Source organism: Thioalkalivibrio sp. ALE30, from assembly GCF_000377465.1.
Lineage (GTDB): Bacteria > Pseudomonadota > Gammaproteobacteria > Ectothiorhodospirales > Ectothiorhodospiraceae > Thioalkalivibrio.
Genome location: NZ_KB898178.1, coordinates 26614 through 42014, shown reverse-complemented (window position 1 = coordinate 42014; position 15401 = coordinate 26614). Strand labels below are relative to the sequence as shown.

General features: G+C 68.6%; 13 protein-coding genes. 9 read left to right on the top strand and 4 right to left on the bottom strand.

Translation table 11 applies throughout. From position 1 onward, the window contains the following. Window positions 1-242 precede the first annotated feature (242 nt). Together D107_RS0112675 and D107_RS0112670 are read right to left on the bottom strand one after the other, a co-directional pair. Complete coding sequence (locus D107_RS0112675; protein ID WP_018881626.1) at window positions 243-506, bottom strand: hypothetical protein; 264 nt, start codon at window positions 504-506, stop codon at window positions 243-245. A 59-nt stretch (window positions 507-565) separates the two neighbouring features. Continuing rightward, window positions 566-1654, bottom strand: a complete 1089-nt coding sequence (locus D107_RS0112670; protein ID WP_018881625.1) for a metal-dependent hydrolase — start codon at window positions 1652-1654, stop codon at window positions 566-568. 95 nt (window positions 1655-1749) lie between these two features. On the opposite strand from D107_RS0112670, the gene D107_RS0112665 reads away from it, so the two are divergent. Then, window positions 1750-5418 carry a hydantoinase B/oxoprolinase family protein gene (locus D107_RS0112665; protein ID WP_038035402.1) on the top strand — a complete coding sequence of 1223 codons (3669 nt, stop codon included), beginning with the start codon at window positions 1750-1752 and terminating at the stop codon, window positions 5416-5418. Window positions 5419-5556: 138 nt separating this feature from the next. On the opposite strand, the gene D107_RS0112660 is transcribed toward D107_RS0112665, so the two are convergent. After that, on the bottom strand, window positions 5557-6087 hold the full coding sequence (locus D107_RS0112660; RefSeq protein ID WP_018866564.1) for a lipocalin family protein: 531 nt from the start codon (window positions 6085-6087) through the stop codon (window positions 5557-5559). A gap of 101 nt (window positions 6088-6188) precedes the next feature. Continuing rightward, window positions 6189-8327 carry a DUF1631 family protein gene (locus D107_RS0112655; protein ID WP_018881623.1) on the bottom strand — a complete coding sequence of 713 codons (2139 nt, stop codon included), beginning with the start codon at window positions 8325-8327 and terminating at the stop codon, window positions 6189-6191. A gap of 429 nt (window positions 8328-8756) precedes the next feature. On the opposite strand from D107_RS0112655, the gene D107_RS0112650 reads away from it, so the two are divergent. The 8 genes from D107_RS0112650 (at window position 8757) to D107_RS0112615 (ending at window position 15354) form a co-directional block, all read left to right on the top strand. Next, a complete protein-coding gene (locus D107_RS0112650) occupies window positions 8757-9794 on the top strand; it encodes a cyclopropane-fatty-acyl-phospholipid synthase family protein (protein ID WP_018876240.1) in 1038 nt (345 codons plus the stop codon). Window positions 9795-9809: 15 nt separating this feature from the next. Further along, window positions 9810-10571, top strand: a complete 762-nt coding sequence (locus tag D107_RS0112645; RefSeq protein WP_018881622.1) for a DUF1295 domain-containing protein — start codon at window positions 9810-9812, stop codon at window positions 10569-10571. 138 nt (window positions 10572-10709) lie between these two features. Continuing rightward, on the top strand, window positions 10710-11480 hold the full coding sequence (minC, locus tag D107_RS0112640; protein ID WP_018876242.1) for a septum site-determining protein MinC: 771 nt from the start codon (window positions 10710-10712) through the stop codon (window positions 11478-11480). Window positions 11481-11581: 101 nt separating this feature from the next. Continuing rightward, window positions 11582-12391 carry a septum site-determining protein MinD gene (gene minD / locus D107_RS0112635; RefSeq protein WP_018876243.1) on the top strand — a complete coding sequence of 270 codons (810 nt, stop codon included), beginning with the start codon at window positions 11582-11584 and terminating at the stop codon, window positions 12389-12391. A gap of 2 nt (window positions 12392-12393) precedes the next feature. Next, window positions 12394-12651, top strand: a complete 258-nt coding sequence (gene minE, locus D107_RS0112630) for a cell division topological specificity factor MinE (RefSeq protein ID WP_026142882.1) — start codon at window positions 12394-12396, stop codon at window positions 12649-12651. A 4-nt stretch (window positions 12652-12655) separates the two neighbouring features. Next, window positions 12656-13663, top strand: a complete 1008-nt coding sequence (locus D107_RS0112625; protein WP_018881621.1) for an NAD-dependent epimerase — start codon at window positions 12656-12658, stop codon at window positions 13661-13663. A gap of 156 nt (window positions 13664-13819) precedes the next feature. After that, window positions 13820-14494 carry a type 1 glutamine amidotransferase domain-containing protein gene (locus tag D107_RS0112620; RefSeq protein ID WP_026279176.1) on the top strand — a complete coding sequence of 225 codons (675 nt, stop codon included), beginning with the start codon at window positions 13820-13822 and terminating at the stop codon, window positions 14492-14494. 86 nt (window positions 14495-14580) lie between these two features. After that, window positions 14581-15354 carry a TetR/AcrR family transcriptional regulator gene (locus D107_RS0112615; protein WP_018881620.1) on the top strand — a complete coding sequence of 258 codons (774 nt, stop codon included), beginning with the start codon at window positions 14581-14583 and terminating at the stop codon, window positions 15352-15354. Window positions 15355-15401: the final 47 nt, after the last annotated feature.

Sequence of the window (15401 nt, the reverse complement as noted above, 5' to 3'; positions counted from 1 at the left end):
CCGGAGCGAGGTTCCCGGGCGAAATCCGGGTGCCCTTCTTTGGGTCCTTTCTTGGGCAAGCAAGAAAGGACCTCGCGGCGCGCTGGCGAGTCAGCGCCGGGCAGTATGCGGACCGGAGCCACCGTAAACACCGAGCGACGAACCAGGGCCAGCCACAACAAGGCAGGCGGCCGAACGAAGCCACCGTTACCAGCGAACGACGAACCAGACCCGGATCGTCGTAGGCCCCCGCGCTTGGCGGATTAGCCGCGCGGCTTGAAGCCGGGCGGGTGGCGCGCGATCCAGGCGACAAAGTCGCGGATCACCGGCTCGGCCAGCAGCGCATCGCGCGTGTTCAGGCGTTCCGCCAGGGCTTGTTCGTCGAAGTGCTTGTGAATGTGATCGTGGCAGGGACGACAGACCCAGAGAATGCGACCCTCGCGCTCCGCGCGGCTGAAGCGTCGCCGGATGCGCTTGCGCCGGTGCTGCTTGCGCGGAATCAGATGGTGGCGTGTCAGCGTATCCATCCGGCGCCCGCACAGCTCGCATCCGTGCGGTGGGCTGCCGTCGGGAGGGCCGGATCCGTTCACGGCGTCTGCTGGCGGAGGCGACAGCGCGGCGGCGGCCGGGCGATAGCATAGTCGGGCTCGGCCAGGTCCATCAGACAGGGCGCCCCCTCCGGGTCGACAATGCGCGTGGCGATGGCGCGGATCGCATCGCCACGCAAGCCGGCCTCGCGGACCTGGCGGCTGGCGACGGGCTGCCATTCGCCGTCGCGTTCCTCCGCGATCTCGAAGCCGAAGGGGAAGTAGCCGGGGGCGCCCAGACGCAGGTCGGTGACGACCAGCCGGTCGGGTTCGTCGTCTCGCTCCGCACGATGGAAACGCAGGAAGTCGCCGGCGAACCACTGCAGACGTTGCCCGTCCTCCAGGGCCAGCGCGGCATCCTCCAAATGGGCGCCGCGCTCGAAGACCTCGAAGTCCGGCCGGATGGGCTGATCGAGGATGCCGACCCAGGCCTCCAGGAAGTGGCCGTCGTCGATGACGGTGACGCGCCAAAGGAGCAGGTTGAACGGGGTGGGCTGGATCATGCGCGGCTGGTCCTGCAGGTCCATTGCGATCAGCGTGGGCTGGATGCGATGGTCGAGCCAGGCCTTCAGCGCGAGACCGGAACCGGCGTAGGCGGTGGACAGCACGAGTCCGGCGACCAGCAGGCGTGGCGCGAAACGGTAGAACAGGGCACCGATGGCCGCGACCAGCAGCGGCAGGGTGTATAGCGGGTCGATCACGAAGATCGAGCCCGTGGACAGGGGGCCGACCGGCAGCGGCCAGAACACCTGGGTGCCGTAGGTGGTCAGCAGGTCATTCATCGAGTGCGTGGCCCAGATCAGGAAGAAGAACAGCCACCAGCGGCCAAAGCCGATCTCCCGCGTCGCCGGGACCTTCGCCAGCAGCCCCGCGACACCGGTGGCCACCAGCAGCTGTACCAGCCAGGAGTGGGTAAAGCCCCGGTGGTGGATGAACTCGGATACCGCGTCCCCGTAAGCTATGAACGCATCCAGATCGGGCAGCAGCGCAACGCCGGCCCCCAGCACCACGGCCTTGCGCCCCAGGCGGGAGCCGAGGGCGAGGCCGCCGATCACGGCGCCGAGACTGGCGTGGGTAACGGGATCCATGCGTGATCATTCCTTCATTCAGAGGCTCGACGATTACCGAGCCTGCGACCGGACCGCGGGGCGCGAGTTCGGGCGATCAAACCAGAGCGGTGGACATGACTCAAGCCACAGCGGCGAAAGACTGGCATTTCTGGGTGGACCGGGGCGGGACGTTCACCGACCTGGTCGCGCGGGATCCGACGGGGCGGCTGCATACCCGCAAGTTGCTGTCCGATAACCCGCAGGCGTATGCCGATGCGGCGGTACAGGGGATGCGCGACCTGCTCGGCCTCGAGCCTGACGCACCGATCCCCGAGGGGGTGATCCACGAGGTGCGCATGGGGACCACGGTGGCCACCAACGCCCTGCTCGAGCGCAAGGGGGAGCCCACCCTGCTGGTGATCACCGAGGGTCTGGAGGATGCGCTGGCGATCGGGCACCAGGCGCGGCCGGACCTGTTCGCCCGGGCCATTCGGCTGCCGTCGCCGGTGTATGCCCGCGTGGAACCGGTGCGCGAGCGGGTGAACGCGGCCGGCGAGATCCTCCAGCCGGTGGACCTCGAGGCCCTGCGCCCGCGACTGCAGGCGGCGCTGGAGGACGGGATTCGTGCGCTGGCGATTGTCTGCATGCACGGTTATCGCTATCCGGCGCATGAACAGGCTATAGCGGCACTCGCCTGCGAGATGGGGTTTGCCGAGGTGGCCGCCAGCCACGCGACCAGCCCGCTGATCAAGCTGATACCCCGTGGCGAGACCACGGTGGTGGATGCCTATCTGTCGCCGGTGCTGGGCCGCTACGTGGCACAGGTCAGCACGGAACTGGGCGATGTGCCCCTGCGCTTCATGCAGTCGCATGGCGGGCTGGTGGATGCGGCGCGGTTTCGCGGGCGTGACGCGATCCTTTCGGGGCCGGCCGGCGGGATCGTCGGGGCCCTGAAGACCGCCGCGCCGCTCGGCTTCGAGCGCCTGATCACCTTCGATATGGGCGGGACTTCCACGGACGTCGCGCATCTGGCCGGCGAGCTCGAACGCCGCCAGGAGAGCGAGGTGGCCGGCGCCCGCCTGCGCGTGCCGATGCTGGACATCCACACTGTCGCGGCGGGCGGCGGCTCGGTTTGTCGCTTCGACGGTATCCGCCTGCGGGTCGGGCCGGAGTCGGCCGGGGCGCAGCCGGGTCCGGCCTGCTATGGCCAGGGCGGGCCGCTGACAGTGACCGACTGCAACGTGCTGCTGGGGCGCCTGCGTCCCGAGTATTTTCCGGCGGTGTTCGGCCCCGGGCGCGACCGGCCGCTGGATCCGGAACCGGTCCGCCGACAGTTCGATGCGCTGGTGGAGGCCGTCCGTTCCGCGACCGGGGAGGCGGCGACGCCGGAAGGGCTGGCCGAGGGGCTGTTGCAGATTGCGGTGGAGCACATGGCCCAGGCCATCAAGACCATCTCGGTGCAGCGCGGCCACGATGTGTCGCGCTACGCCCTGGTGTGTTTCGGCGGCGCGGGCGGGCAGCATGCCTGCCGGGTGGCGGAGCAGCTGGGCATGGAACACATCCTGTTCCATCCGCTGGGCGGGGTGCTGTCGGCCTACGGCATGGGGCTGGGCGAGCTGCGCGCCCTGCGCGAGCGCAGCCTGGAATGGCCGCTGGACGAGGCGCATGCCGAGGCGATCGATGCGGCGCTGGAGGATCAGGCCGGCGCGGCGATCGCGGCTCTGACGGAGCAGGGCGTGGCCGCGGACGCCATGCGCATCGAGCGGCGTCTGCATCTGCGGCTGGCGGGGTCGGATACCGCGCTGGAGGTGCCGGCCGGTTCGCCCGCGGCACTGATGGAGGCCTTCGCCACGGCCTGGCGCGGGCGGTACGGGTTCGCGCCGCCGGATCGTCCGCTGGTGGTGGCGGTTGCGGCGGCCGAGGCGATCGCGACCGGGGGTGAGGCGGCGGATACGTCGATCCCGCTACAGGGGGCGCGCGAGGCGCCTGCCCCGGAGACGGATACGATCACGATGGTGGTGGCGGGCGAGCGGCGCGACGTACCGCTGTACCGGCGCGAGGACTTGAGCCCGGGGATGACCCTGGCGGGTCCCGCGCTGGTGATCGAGACCACCGCGACACTGGTGCTGGAGCCGGGCTGGCACGGCCGGGTCGAGCACGAAGGGACGCTGCGGCTCGTGCGCGAGGGCGGTGCCGAGCGGCGCGGGCAACCGGCCGTCGAGGATCCGGATGCGATCCCGCGCGATCCCGTCCTGCTGGAGGTCTTCAATCACCGCTTCATGGCGATCGCCGACCAGATGGGCTTTACCCTGCGCAACACTGCGCATTCGGTGAACATCAAGGAGCGCCTGGATTTCTCCTGCGCGCTGTTCGACGCCCACGGCCAGCTGGTGGCCAATGCCCCGCACATGCCGGTGCATCTGGGGTCGATGGGGGCCAGCGTGCGCGCGGTGGTCGCGGCCGCGGGCGACGACCTCCGCCCCGGGGATGCCTGGGTGCTGAACGACCCCTACAACGGCGGGACCCATCTACCGGACATCACGGTGGTCACGCCGGTGTTTGTCGGGCCGGGCGGCGCGGTGACCGAGGATTCGAAGGCCGAGGTGGCGGCCCCGGCATTTTTCGTGGCCTCGCGCGGGCACCATGCGGACGTCGGCGGCATCACCCCGGGCTCGATGCCGGCCTTCTCTCGCCGGCTGGAGGAGGAGGGCGTGCTGATCGCCCCGACCCGCCTGGTCCGCGACGGGCGTTTTGCCACATCGCGTATCCGGACACTGCTGGGGTCGGGTGACTGGCCGGCCCGCAACCCGGATCAGAACCTGGCGGATCTGGAGGCCCAGGTGGCGGCCAATCGCAAGGGGCTGGAGGAGCTGGGCCGGCTGCTGGACGAGTATGGCGTGCCGACCGTCACGGCCTACATGCAGCACGTACAGGACAATGCCACCGAGGCGGTCGAGCGGCTGATCCCGAGTCTGGAGGGCGGTACGTTCCAATATGTGCTGGACAACGGCGCCGAGATTCAGGTGGCCGTCACGCGTGATCCGGGGGCGCGCCGCCTGCGGATCGACTTCGCGGGGACCTCGCCGGCCCGCGAGGACAATTTCAATGCCCCGGGCTCCATCGTGCGGGCGGCGGTGCTGTACGTGCTGCGCACGTTGCTGGAAGACGAGATCCCGCTGAATGATGGCTGCCTGGCGCCGGTGGACCTGGCGATCCCGGAGGGCTGCCTGCTGAATCCGTTGCCGCCCGCCGCCGTGGTCGCCGGGAACGTCGAGACCTCGCAGGTGGTGACCGATGCGCTGTTCGGGGCCCTGGGCGTGCAGGCCGCGGCTCAGGGCACGATGAACAACCTGACCTTTGGCGATGCCGGGCGGCAGTACTACGAGACGATCGCCGGCGGTGCCGGGGCCGGTCCCGGGTACGAAGGGGCCAGCGCCGTACAGACGCACATGACCAACTCCCGCCTGACCGACCCCGAGGTGCTGGAGAGTCGTTTCCCGGTGCGGGTGGAGCGATTCGGCTATCGCCGGGGCTCCGGTGGCGCCGGGCAGTACCGCGGTGGCGATGGCGTGATCCGCCGACTGGGCTTCGATGCGCCGATGGAGGTGGTGCTGCTGGCCAACCGGCGCCGCGTGCCACCGTTCGGGCTGGCCGGGGGCGAGCCCGGGGCGCCGGGCGAGGACGTGATCCTGCGCGCCGATGGCGGCCGCGAGCCGCTGGCGGGCTGTGACCGCCGCGCCGTGGGCCCGGGCGATGCAGTGGAGATCCATACGCCTGGCGGGGGCGGCTACGGTCCCAGCTAGCCCTGATGTTTCATAAATACGTGCGATCATCGCTTCGGCGCGGCGCGCCGCGATGACGGGAAACCGCCCGCTGGGTCATTGCGAGGCGCCGCAGGCGCCGTGGCAATCTCCCGTTTCTCGCCCGGCGTCAGCGCACGTTCAATCCCAGCGCTGGGGTACGCGCTGGATCTCGTCGGTGTCGTAGCCGAGTTCGTCGAGGCGGGCGAGGATGGCCTGGTAGTCCTCCTCGGCCATCTCCGGTTCGCGTGCCATGATCCAGACGTAGTCGCGCTTGCTGCGGCCGATTACGGTCTGGCTGTAATCCTCGTCGAGGTAGACGATCAGGAACTCGGCCTTGAATGGCCACAGAAAGCGCATGCCCCATTCGGCGTTGTCCTCGCTCTTCACGAAGCCGGTGGGGTTGTATTCGCGGCGCGGGCCGTCGAAGCCGCCCTTGTTGAACGAGAAGGTGGTGGCAATGGTGCCGTCCTCGTTGAGGGCGTACTGCTCCAGGGCGTTATAGGCGTCGCGCTCGAGGAAGGTCGGGATGTTGGCGATCACGTACCAGTCGCCCATGTAGCGGTCGAGATCCACGTGATCCACGGTGGGCATCTTCTGCGGGGTGCTGCATCCGGTCATCAGGATCCCCAGTACCAGGCCCGCGCAAAGGGCCGCCAGTGAGCGTGTCATCGTCGTCTTCCCGGGTGGCGTCGGGAAATGGACCACGGGGGCGTGAAAAAGGTCCGGCCCGGCGACGGATTCCCCGGAGGGGCGCCCCGGAGGGGCGGGCCTCAGGCGGTCTGACCGAGGCGCTGGTCCATCAGGTGGTCGAACAGGGATTCCTCGGGGATGATCTGGGCGCGTCCGCTGCGGAATTCGTGGGCCAGTCCCTGAATGCTGTGCTGGCGCTTGGCGCGGCCGGCGGCATCGGTGAACAGCAGGCGTCCGGCGTGACTGCCGCGCCAGACCAGCTTCATCCGGGTGACCTTGGTGCCCGCAGGCGAGGTGAACTGGATCCAGGTGCCGGAAACCAGGTTGTCGGCGTATTCGACGTGCTCGTCGGCGTGATCGCGCATCAGGGACGGGTCGTCGTCGGCATGACGCGGCGAGGTGCCGAACACCGAGCTCGACCGGCTGCCGGCCCGTTTCCGGGCCTGTTCCATGCGCTCGTCTGCGGCCGCCGTTTCGTCGGACGACCCGGTCGCGGGACTGGTGTCGGGCTTGGTCGGCTCGGCGGGCGTGGAGCGGCGTTTTCCGGCGGCCACCAGGTGGGCACTGACCAGGTCCTGCTTGATGCGGGCCCGTTCCTCCTTGGACAGGGGGGCCTTGTCGAGAAAGGCGCGGATGCGGGCCAGGAGGGGGGCCGAGGCCTGAAAATCCGGCTCGGCCTGCATCAGGGCCAGGAGTTCGTGCAGCAGGGCCATGCCGTCGTTGTCGGCCTCCGTGTCGCCTGCGGCTTCGGCTCCGGTGCTTTCGCTCCCATCCCCGGCATCTGTCTCCGCCGTCTTTTGCGCGGTCATCAGCGGGACCCAGGCATCCATCAGCTGCTCGCGGGCCTCGTCCGGGATGTCCTGCCCCATGGAGATCACGGTGCGCTCGACCGTGGATTCCACGTTGTAGGTGATCTCCAGCGTGCGTTCTTCCTGTTGCGCCTCGGCCTGTTCACTGGCTGCCTGATGGGCGATCTGTTCCTCGACTTCGGCGAGGTCGTCCCGCAGTCGCGCGAGCGCCTGGTCGTAGGCGTCGCTGTCGCCAAGGCCCTCGTTGCGCACGCGTTCCACGTTCTCGAAGACCAGACGGCTAAGCGGCAGCTGGCGAGCCTCGTCCAGCGGCAGGTCGGGGTCGATGCGCAGGGCGATGTTCAGCAGCAGCCCGGTCATTTGCCGCGCGGGGTGGCCGCGGTCACGGAAAAAGTGCGTCTCGCGCATGGCGATCCGTACCAGCGGGAGCTGGAGATCCGACAGCGGTTCGCGCAACGCGGGATTGAGGTCGTCGCGCTTCAGGATCATGTCGAACAGGCCCTGAAGCAGGTCCATCACGAAGGGTTCCAGGGTGCTGGGCGAGGCACTGTTCAGCACGGTGGTGACCGCATCCGCCGGCGAGCCGTAACCAGCCCCGGCCGCTGGCGCCCCTCCGGCGGCCGCGACGACCTGGCCGGCGACCGGGACCTGGTAGCCGAACTGCGCCCAGTTGCCCGCGGCGCCGGCGGCGGGCGCACCCGCACCCGCAGGTGGTGGTCCGCCACCGCCGGGAGCACCCTGCGGCACGGGACCCGTCGCCGTGGCCGCGCCCGGGTGGGGGCGGGTGCCGGCCCGTGCCTCGGGTACCGTGAAACCCGCATCGCGGAAGGCCTGCAGCAGCGCCTGCATTTCCGGCTGCAGTTCCCGGATCACGTCGCGGTCGAACCAGTGCAGCAGGAGCAGGCAGTCTTCCGGTGGCAGGGGCACGGCCTCGAGCGCTTCCAGGAAGGCCTCGCCCAGGGCATGCGGGTGCCACGGGGCGTCCTCGGGCGCGGGCGCCAGGTGGTAATCCCGAGTGACGGTCTCCAGGGCATCGATCTCCGCCGCCATCACCGAGCGCGCGCCGGTGACCAGCTTGCGCAGGGCCACCTCGCGCTCGGTATCGGCGGCGTCCATCAGGCTCAGTTCGTGCTCGCCCGCCGCCTCGGTGTTGTCGGCATCCTCGGGTGTGACTGCATTGTGAAGTCGGTCACGAAAATGCTGGAGGATGGCGGCGCTGGCCATGCGGATCTGGCGCGACAGGGCGAGGTTCTGGGCCGCGCGCTGGGAGTCGATCGCGCGCTCGGAGGCCTCCATCAGGCGGTCGTCGAGTTCGCCCAGAAAGGTCTCGAGGCGCGTCTGGACGCCCTTGGAGAAGGGGCCCCAGACGCGATGCAGGGTTCGGGCCGGAATCCGGTGACGTTGCGCCATGATCGCTAGGGAAACACTGATTGATGTACACACTCGCGCTCGAGTCGCTTTTGCGTGCGAGCAAGGCGCGGTGACTGCCGTGCAGTCATTCTGCACAAGGGAACCGCAACGCCGTTCGCGCGCAAAAGCGGCCGAGCCCCTTCGTTGATTAGGTTGCGGGGTTGGCACCCCAGGTTCCCCGATCCTGCGTTGCGCCGCTTGCGGGTAGAACCACTACCCGCTGCACGACGCGCCTTGTCTCGGAAAACCTGGGGTGCCAACGCGAGTGTGTACATCAATCAGTGTTTCCCTAGGCAGCTGGTCCAGGCCCCAATCTAGCACCCCTGCGGCCGCGGGTGTGACCGTCCATGCCGCCTTGGTGCGCGTCGGGCGGGGAACCGCCCGCGGATACCCGGGTCAACCTTGCATCGACGCGGGGGACCTTCATTCATGCAGCAGATGATCGAGTGGGCGGAGCAGGGACGACTGCCGGATACGTTTGTGCGCGCGGGCATTCGTCGCCTGCTGGCCGAACGCTTGCGCGAAAGCGGTGCGCCGGCCGAGGAGGCGATGGAACGGCGCTATGCGCTGATCGAGGCGATGCGCAAGGCGCCCGTGGCGTTGTCGACCGAGGTGGCGAACGAGCAGCACTACGAGGTGCCCACCGAGTATTTCGAGCGCTGTCTGGGGCCGTGGCTGAAATACTCCTGTGCCTGGTGGCCCGACGGTGTGAATGACCTGCGTGCGGCCGAGGCGGGCATGCTGCAACTGACCTGCGAGCGGGCCGGTCTGGAGAACGGTCAGCAGGTGCTGGAGCTTGGTTGTGGCTGGGGGTCGCTGTCCCTGTGGATGGCGGAGCAGTATCCGCAGTCCCGCATTGTGTCGGTGTCCAATTCCGCGACCCAGCGGGCCTCCATCGAGGCGCGCCGGGATGCACGCGGACTGGACAACCTGACGATCGTGACCGCCGACATGAATGACTTTGCCCCGGAGCAGACGGGGTTCGACCGGGTGGTCTCGGTGGAGATGTTCGAGCACATGCGCAACTGGCCGGAGCTGCTGCGGCGCATTTCGACCTGGCTGCGACCGGGCGGACAGTTCTTCATGCATGTATTCGCCCATCGCGAGTTTGCCTACCTCTTCGAGAGCGAGGGCGCCCACGACTGGATGGGTCAGTACTTCTTCCGCGACGGGCTGATGCCGGCGGACGACCTGGCGCGGCACTTCCAGGACGACCTGCGGGTGGTCCGCCAGTGGCGGGTGAACGGCCAGCACTACGCGCGCACCCTGAACGCCTGGCTGAGCCGCCAGGACGCCGCGCGGGACGAGCTGATGCCGCTGTTCGAGCAGACCTACGGGAAGCAGGACGCGGCGCTGTGGTTCCAGCGCTGGCGCATGTTCTACATGGCCTGCGCCGAATTGTTCGATTATCGCGGTGGCAACGAGTGGTTCGTGTCGCACGTCCTCTTCCGGCGGCCCGAGGCCTGACCCGTGGCGGGCTGGATGCTGTTCCTCGCCGGGCTGGCCGCGGCGCTGCTCCTGATGACGGGGGTCTGGGCGGCGAGTGTTGCCCGCCGCGATGCCAGCCTGGTGGATCGCTACTGGGGGCTGGGTTTCGTGCTGGTCACACTGGTGTGGTGGGGGCTGTCCGGCTGGCCGCCGCAGGGGCTGTGGATCGTGATCCCGGTGCTGCTGTGGGGTGTGCGTCTGTCCGCCTTCATCACCTGGCGCAACTGGGGTCATGGCGAGGACGGGCGCTACACCGACATGCGCGCCGGTCGTAGCGACACGGCCTTCGCCGCCCGCAGTCTGGTGACGATCTTCTGGCTGCAGGGGGCCCTGGTGGCCGTGATCGGCCTGCCGATGCTGGCCGTTATACAGGCGGATGGCCTGTGGTGGCCGCTGGTTGTTGCCGGGCTTCTGGCCTGGGCCGTCGGGTTGTGGTTCGAGGCGGTGGCCGATGCCCAGATGGCAAGCTTTCGCCGCGACCCGGGTAACCGCGGGCAGGTAATGGATCGCGGGCTTTGGCGCTACAGCCGCCATCCCAACTACTTCGGCGAGATCGTGGTCTGGGTCGGGTTCGGCCTCTTGGCCCTGGCCGCCGGGGGCTGGTGGGCCGTCCCGTCGGCGGTGGTGATGATCCTGCTGATCCTGCGTGTGTCCGGCGTCACGTTGCTGGAGCGACGCCTGCACGAATCGCGTCCCGGGTACGCGGACTACGTGCGGCGCACCAACACGCTGATCCCGGGTCCGCCACGCCCCTGAACCGCGGGTGGCAACGGGCCCGGATCCCTTGCCGTGCTTTCCCCCTCCGCGCTATAAAGCGCACGTCCCGCCGGGCGGTTTCGCCGCCGGGCGCAGCCTTCATTGATGCAGCCAACCGCGAGCGAGTCGATCGATCCAATGAGTGCGACCCCGAGTTCCGTCCAGGCCATTGAGCTGAAAGGGCGCATGATGCTGGTCTCCGTGCTGCGCGTGTACCAGACCGATCCGCAGGTCCTGGGCGAGGTGCTGGCGGCGCGGCGCGAGCAGGCCCCGGAGTTGATGCGCGACATGCCGATCGTGCTCGATCTGGAGGCGGTGGCCGAGAGCCCGGAGTCGGATCTGCAGGCGACCATCGAGCGCGTGCGCGCCGAGGGCTTCAAGCTGATCGGGCTGCAGGCCGGCGAGGTCGCCGAGCGGCTGCAGAGCTATGCGGAACTGTTCGATGTCCTGCCGGTGCTGCAACTGGGCGGGCGCGGCGGTGCGCCCACCGGCGAGGTGTCGCTGGAGGACGAGACCCCGGCGCCCGAGCGGGCCGCCGAGGCGCAGGAGAAGAGCGCACCGGCCGAGGTCGCGGCCGTCCACAGCGCGACCCGTATCGTCGATCAGCCGGTGCGCTCCGGGCAGCAGATCTATGCCCGTGGCGGCGACCTGATCGTGACCGGCGCGGTCTCGCCGGGGGCCGAGTTGCTGGCCGACGGGCACATCCATGTGCTGGGGCCGTTAAGAGGGCGTGCGCTGGCCGGGGTGCGTGGCCTGGTGACGGCGCGTATCTTTTGCCGGCGTCTGGATGCCGAGCTGCTGTCCATCGCCGGGCATTACCGGATCGCCGAGGACATCACGGAAGCCGAGCGTGGCGAGAATCGGCTGGTGACACTGGACGGCGAAAGCCTCAAGATCGCGGAGATCTGAACGGCGGCCCGAAGGGCGGCCGGCCACGACATGACAGGAACCCGTCCGTCTGTCCCCGGCACCGCCGGGTACCGGCAAGACGACAAGGAGCTGCAGCCAACATGGCACGTATCGTAGTGATTACCTCGGGCAAGGGCGGGGTGGGCAAGACCACCACCTCGGCCGCGATTGCCACCGGCCTGGCCCTGCGCGGCCACAAGACCGCCGTGATCGACTTTGACGTGGGTCTGCGCAACCTCGACCTGATCATGGGGTGCGAGCGGCGCGTGGTGTACGACTTCGTCAACGTGATCAACGGCGATGCGAACCTGAAGCAGGCCCTCATCCGCGACAAGCGGGTGGACAACCTGTACATCCTCCCGGCCTCCCAGACCCGCGACAAGGACGCCCTGACCCAGGACGGCGTGGAGCGGGTGCTGAACGAATTGTCCGAGGATTTCGAGTACATCGTCTGTGACAGCCCGGCCGGCATCGAGCGTGGCGCCCTGATGGCTGCGTACTTCGCCGACGAGGCGATCGTGGTGACCAACCCCGAGGTCTCCTCGGTGCGCGACTCCGACCGCATCCTGGGAATCCTGGCGAGCAAGACGCGCCGGGTGGAGCAGGGCGGCGAACCGATCGAGGGCAAGCTGCTGCTGACGCGCTATTCGGCCGAGCGCGCCGAACGTGGCGAGATGCTGAGCATCGAGGACGTCGGCGAGATCCTCGCGATCGAACTGCTCGGCGTGATCCCGGAATCCCAGGCGGTGCTGAATGCCTCCAACGCCGGGCAGCCGGTGGTGCTGGACGAGGAATCCGATGCCGGGCAGGCCTACCAGGACGCCGTGGATCGTTTCCTGGGCGAGGAACGTCCGCTGCGCTTTGTCGACGTACCGAAGAAGGGCTTCTTCGGGCGCCTGTTCAAGGGGTGATCATGGGGATCTTCGATTACTTCCGCCAGCCGCGGCAGAAGAGCGCGAGTGTCGCCAAGGAACGCCTGCAGATCATCGTGGCGCGCGAGCGCGCGGCGCGTTCCGGGCCCGATTACCTCCCGGCGATGCAGCAGGAACTGCTCCAGGTGATCCGCAAGTATGTGCAGGTCGACGACGACGCGGTGCAGATGAACGTGGATCGCGAGGGGGACTGCGAGGTCCTAGAGCTGAACATCACCCTGCCGGACGACAAGGAATAGCACGATGAAAGTGCTCATCACCGGCTCGGCCGGATTCATCGGCAGCGCGCTGAGCCTGCGCCTGCTGGAGCGCGGCGACGAGGTGATCGGCGTCGACAACCTGAACGACTACTACGACGTCTCGCTCAAGGAGGCGCGCCTGGCGCGCACCCAGGACCATCCGAACTATACCGAGGTGCGCGAGGACATCGCCGACCGTGCCGCGATGGAGCGGGTATTCCGCGAGCACCGCCCGCAGCGGGTGGTGAACCTGGCGGCCCAGGCCGGGGTGCGCTACTCGCTGGAGAACCCGGCGGCCTATGTCGATACCAACCTGGTCGGCTTCGGCAACATCCTGGAGGGCTGCCGCCACAACGGCGTGGAGCACCTGGTCTACGCCAGCTCCAGTTCGGTCTATGGCGCCAACACCACCATGCCGTTCTCGGTGCACGACAACGTCGATCACCCGCTGTGGCTCTACGCCGCGAGCAAGAAGGCCAACGAGCTGATGGCGCACACCTACAGCCATCTCTACGACCTGCCGGTGACGGGCCTGCGCTTCTTCACCGTCTACGGTCCCTGGGGCCGCCCGGACATGGCGCTGTTCCTGTTCACGAAGAAGATCCTGGCGGGCGAGCCGATCGACGTCTTCAACTACGGGCACCACCGGCGCGACTTCACCTATATCGACGACATCGTCGAGGGCGTGATCCGCACCCTGGATCACGTGGCGCCGCGCAACCCCGAATGGAGCGGGGCCGAGCCGGATTCCGCCACCAGTGCCGCGCCCTATCGGCTCTACAACATCGGCAACCACGAGCCGGTGGAGCTGATGCGCTACATCGAGGTGCTGGAGGACTGTCTGGGCCGGAAGGCCGAGAAGAACCTCCTGCCGCTGCAGCCAGGGGATGTGCCGGACACCTATGCCGATGTCGAGGCCCTGCGCGAGGATGTGGGCTATGCCCCGGCCACCCGCGTGGAAGACGGCATCGCCCGGTTCGTGGACTGGTATCGCGAGTACTACCGGGTCTGATTCCCGGGCGGGGCCTGCCGGATGGCGAGCCCCGCCAGGGCCTTCCTGCGCCGGACCTTTCCTAAGCCTTCGCGCACCCATGCAGCGGGTGGGTGCCAGGAACCTGTGACCTTCCGGTGAGTCCACCACAGACATGGACGCAAAGGAGGTATCGGGATGAGCCAGACAATACTGATGGTCGTCACCAGCCACGGCGAGATCGGCCCGGGCCAGGCGACCGGCGTGTGGTTCGACGAGTTCGCCGAGCCCTATGATCGCTTTCGCAAGGCCGGTTTCGAGGTCAAGGTGGCGAGCCCGAAGGGCGGGCCGGTGCCGCTGGATCCGAAGAGCCTGGAGGCCAGCCATCCGGGGGCGGCCGCCGTGGCCGCCCAGGAGGCCCTGGACGATACGATCGCACTCGATGCGGATATGCATCACGGGGCCTATGCCGCGATCTTCTTCCCCGGCGGGCACGGGACCATGTTCGATCTGCCGGACAACCCGCATGTGCAGCGCCTGGTCGCGGAGTTCCTGGAGAACGACAAGGTCGTGGGTGCGGTCTGCCACGGCCCGGCCTGCCTGGTCGGCGCGATGCTGGCCGACGGGAGTTCGGCGGTGAAGGGGCGCAAGGTGGCTGCCTTTACCAACAGCGAGGAGAAGGCGGTGCAGCTGGACAGCGCGATGCCGTTCCTGCTGCAGGACAAGCTCCAGGAGCTGGGTGGCGAGGTCGAGACCGCCGATGACTGGGCGGATCACGTGGTGGTTGACGGGAAGCTGGTGACGGGCCAGAACCCGCAGTCCAGCAAGAGTGTGGCCGACGCGATCGTACGCCTGCTGCGCGAGGCGGGCTGACCCTCCGCCAACGGGGCCGGGGCCAGGTCCCCGGCCTTTACTGTGCCGATTTGTGAATCCGGTTCAAAAATCGGCTTGGGTTCGATATGCTGCCTGCCATGAGCACCGAGGATCGCAGAAGGCGCGAGCGCGAGGCGCGCGAGGCGCTGTTTATCGAACGGGCCCATGAACGGATCCGCGAGGACGGGCTGCTGGGCCTGCAGATGTCGAAGCTGGCGGCGGATTGCGAGTACGCCACCGGGACCCTGTACCAGCACTTCGAGTCCCGCGAGGACCTGCTGGCGGCCGTGGCGGCGCGCACGACCCGCGAGCGGGCCGGGCGATTCCGGGTCATCCCGGGGCTGACGCTGGGCACGCGGTCGCGGATGCTGGCGATCGTTCTGACCGATATCGATTTCGCCGCGCAGAATCCGGACTACTACCGGCTTACCCAGTACCTGGTGACCGAGGTGGTGTGGGCGAATGTCTCGGTGGCCCGGCGCGAGGCGTTGCTGGAGGCGGGGCGTCCGATCAGCGAGGCGGTCCACGCGGTAGTGGCCGAGGCCCGCGAGCGTGGCGACCTGCCGCCGGCGCGGGAGATCTCCGAGGAGGAGATGGGGCTGGGGCCCTGGGCGCTGAACGTGGGGATGCAAAGCCTGGCCAATGCCCGGGGCCTGCTGGATGCCTATGACATCCATCGGCCTTATGACCACCTGATCCGCCATTTCCACGCCCTGATGACCGGCTGGCGCTGGGAGCCGCGACTGGATCCGGACGAGCCCGCGGTGGTGCGCGCCGAGACCGACCGTGTGCGGGCGTCGCTGCGCGCGGCCGGGATCGGCGAGCAGATCGCCGAGGACGGCTTGAGCGCGGCGGACTGACCCGACCGCGTATATTCATGATGCCGACGGGGGTCGCCCCGCCGGCC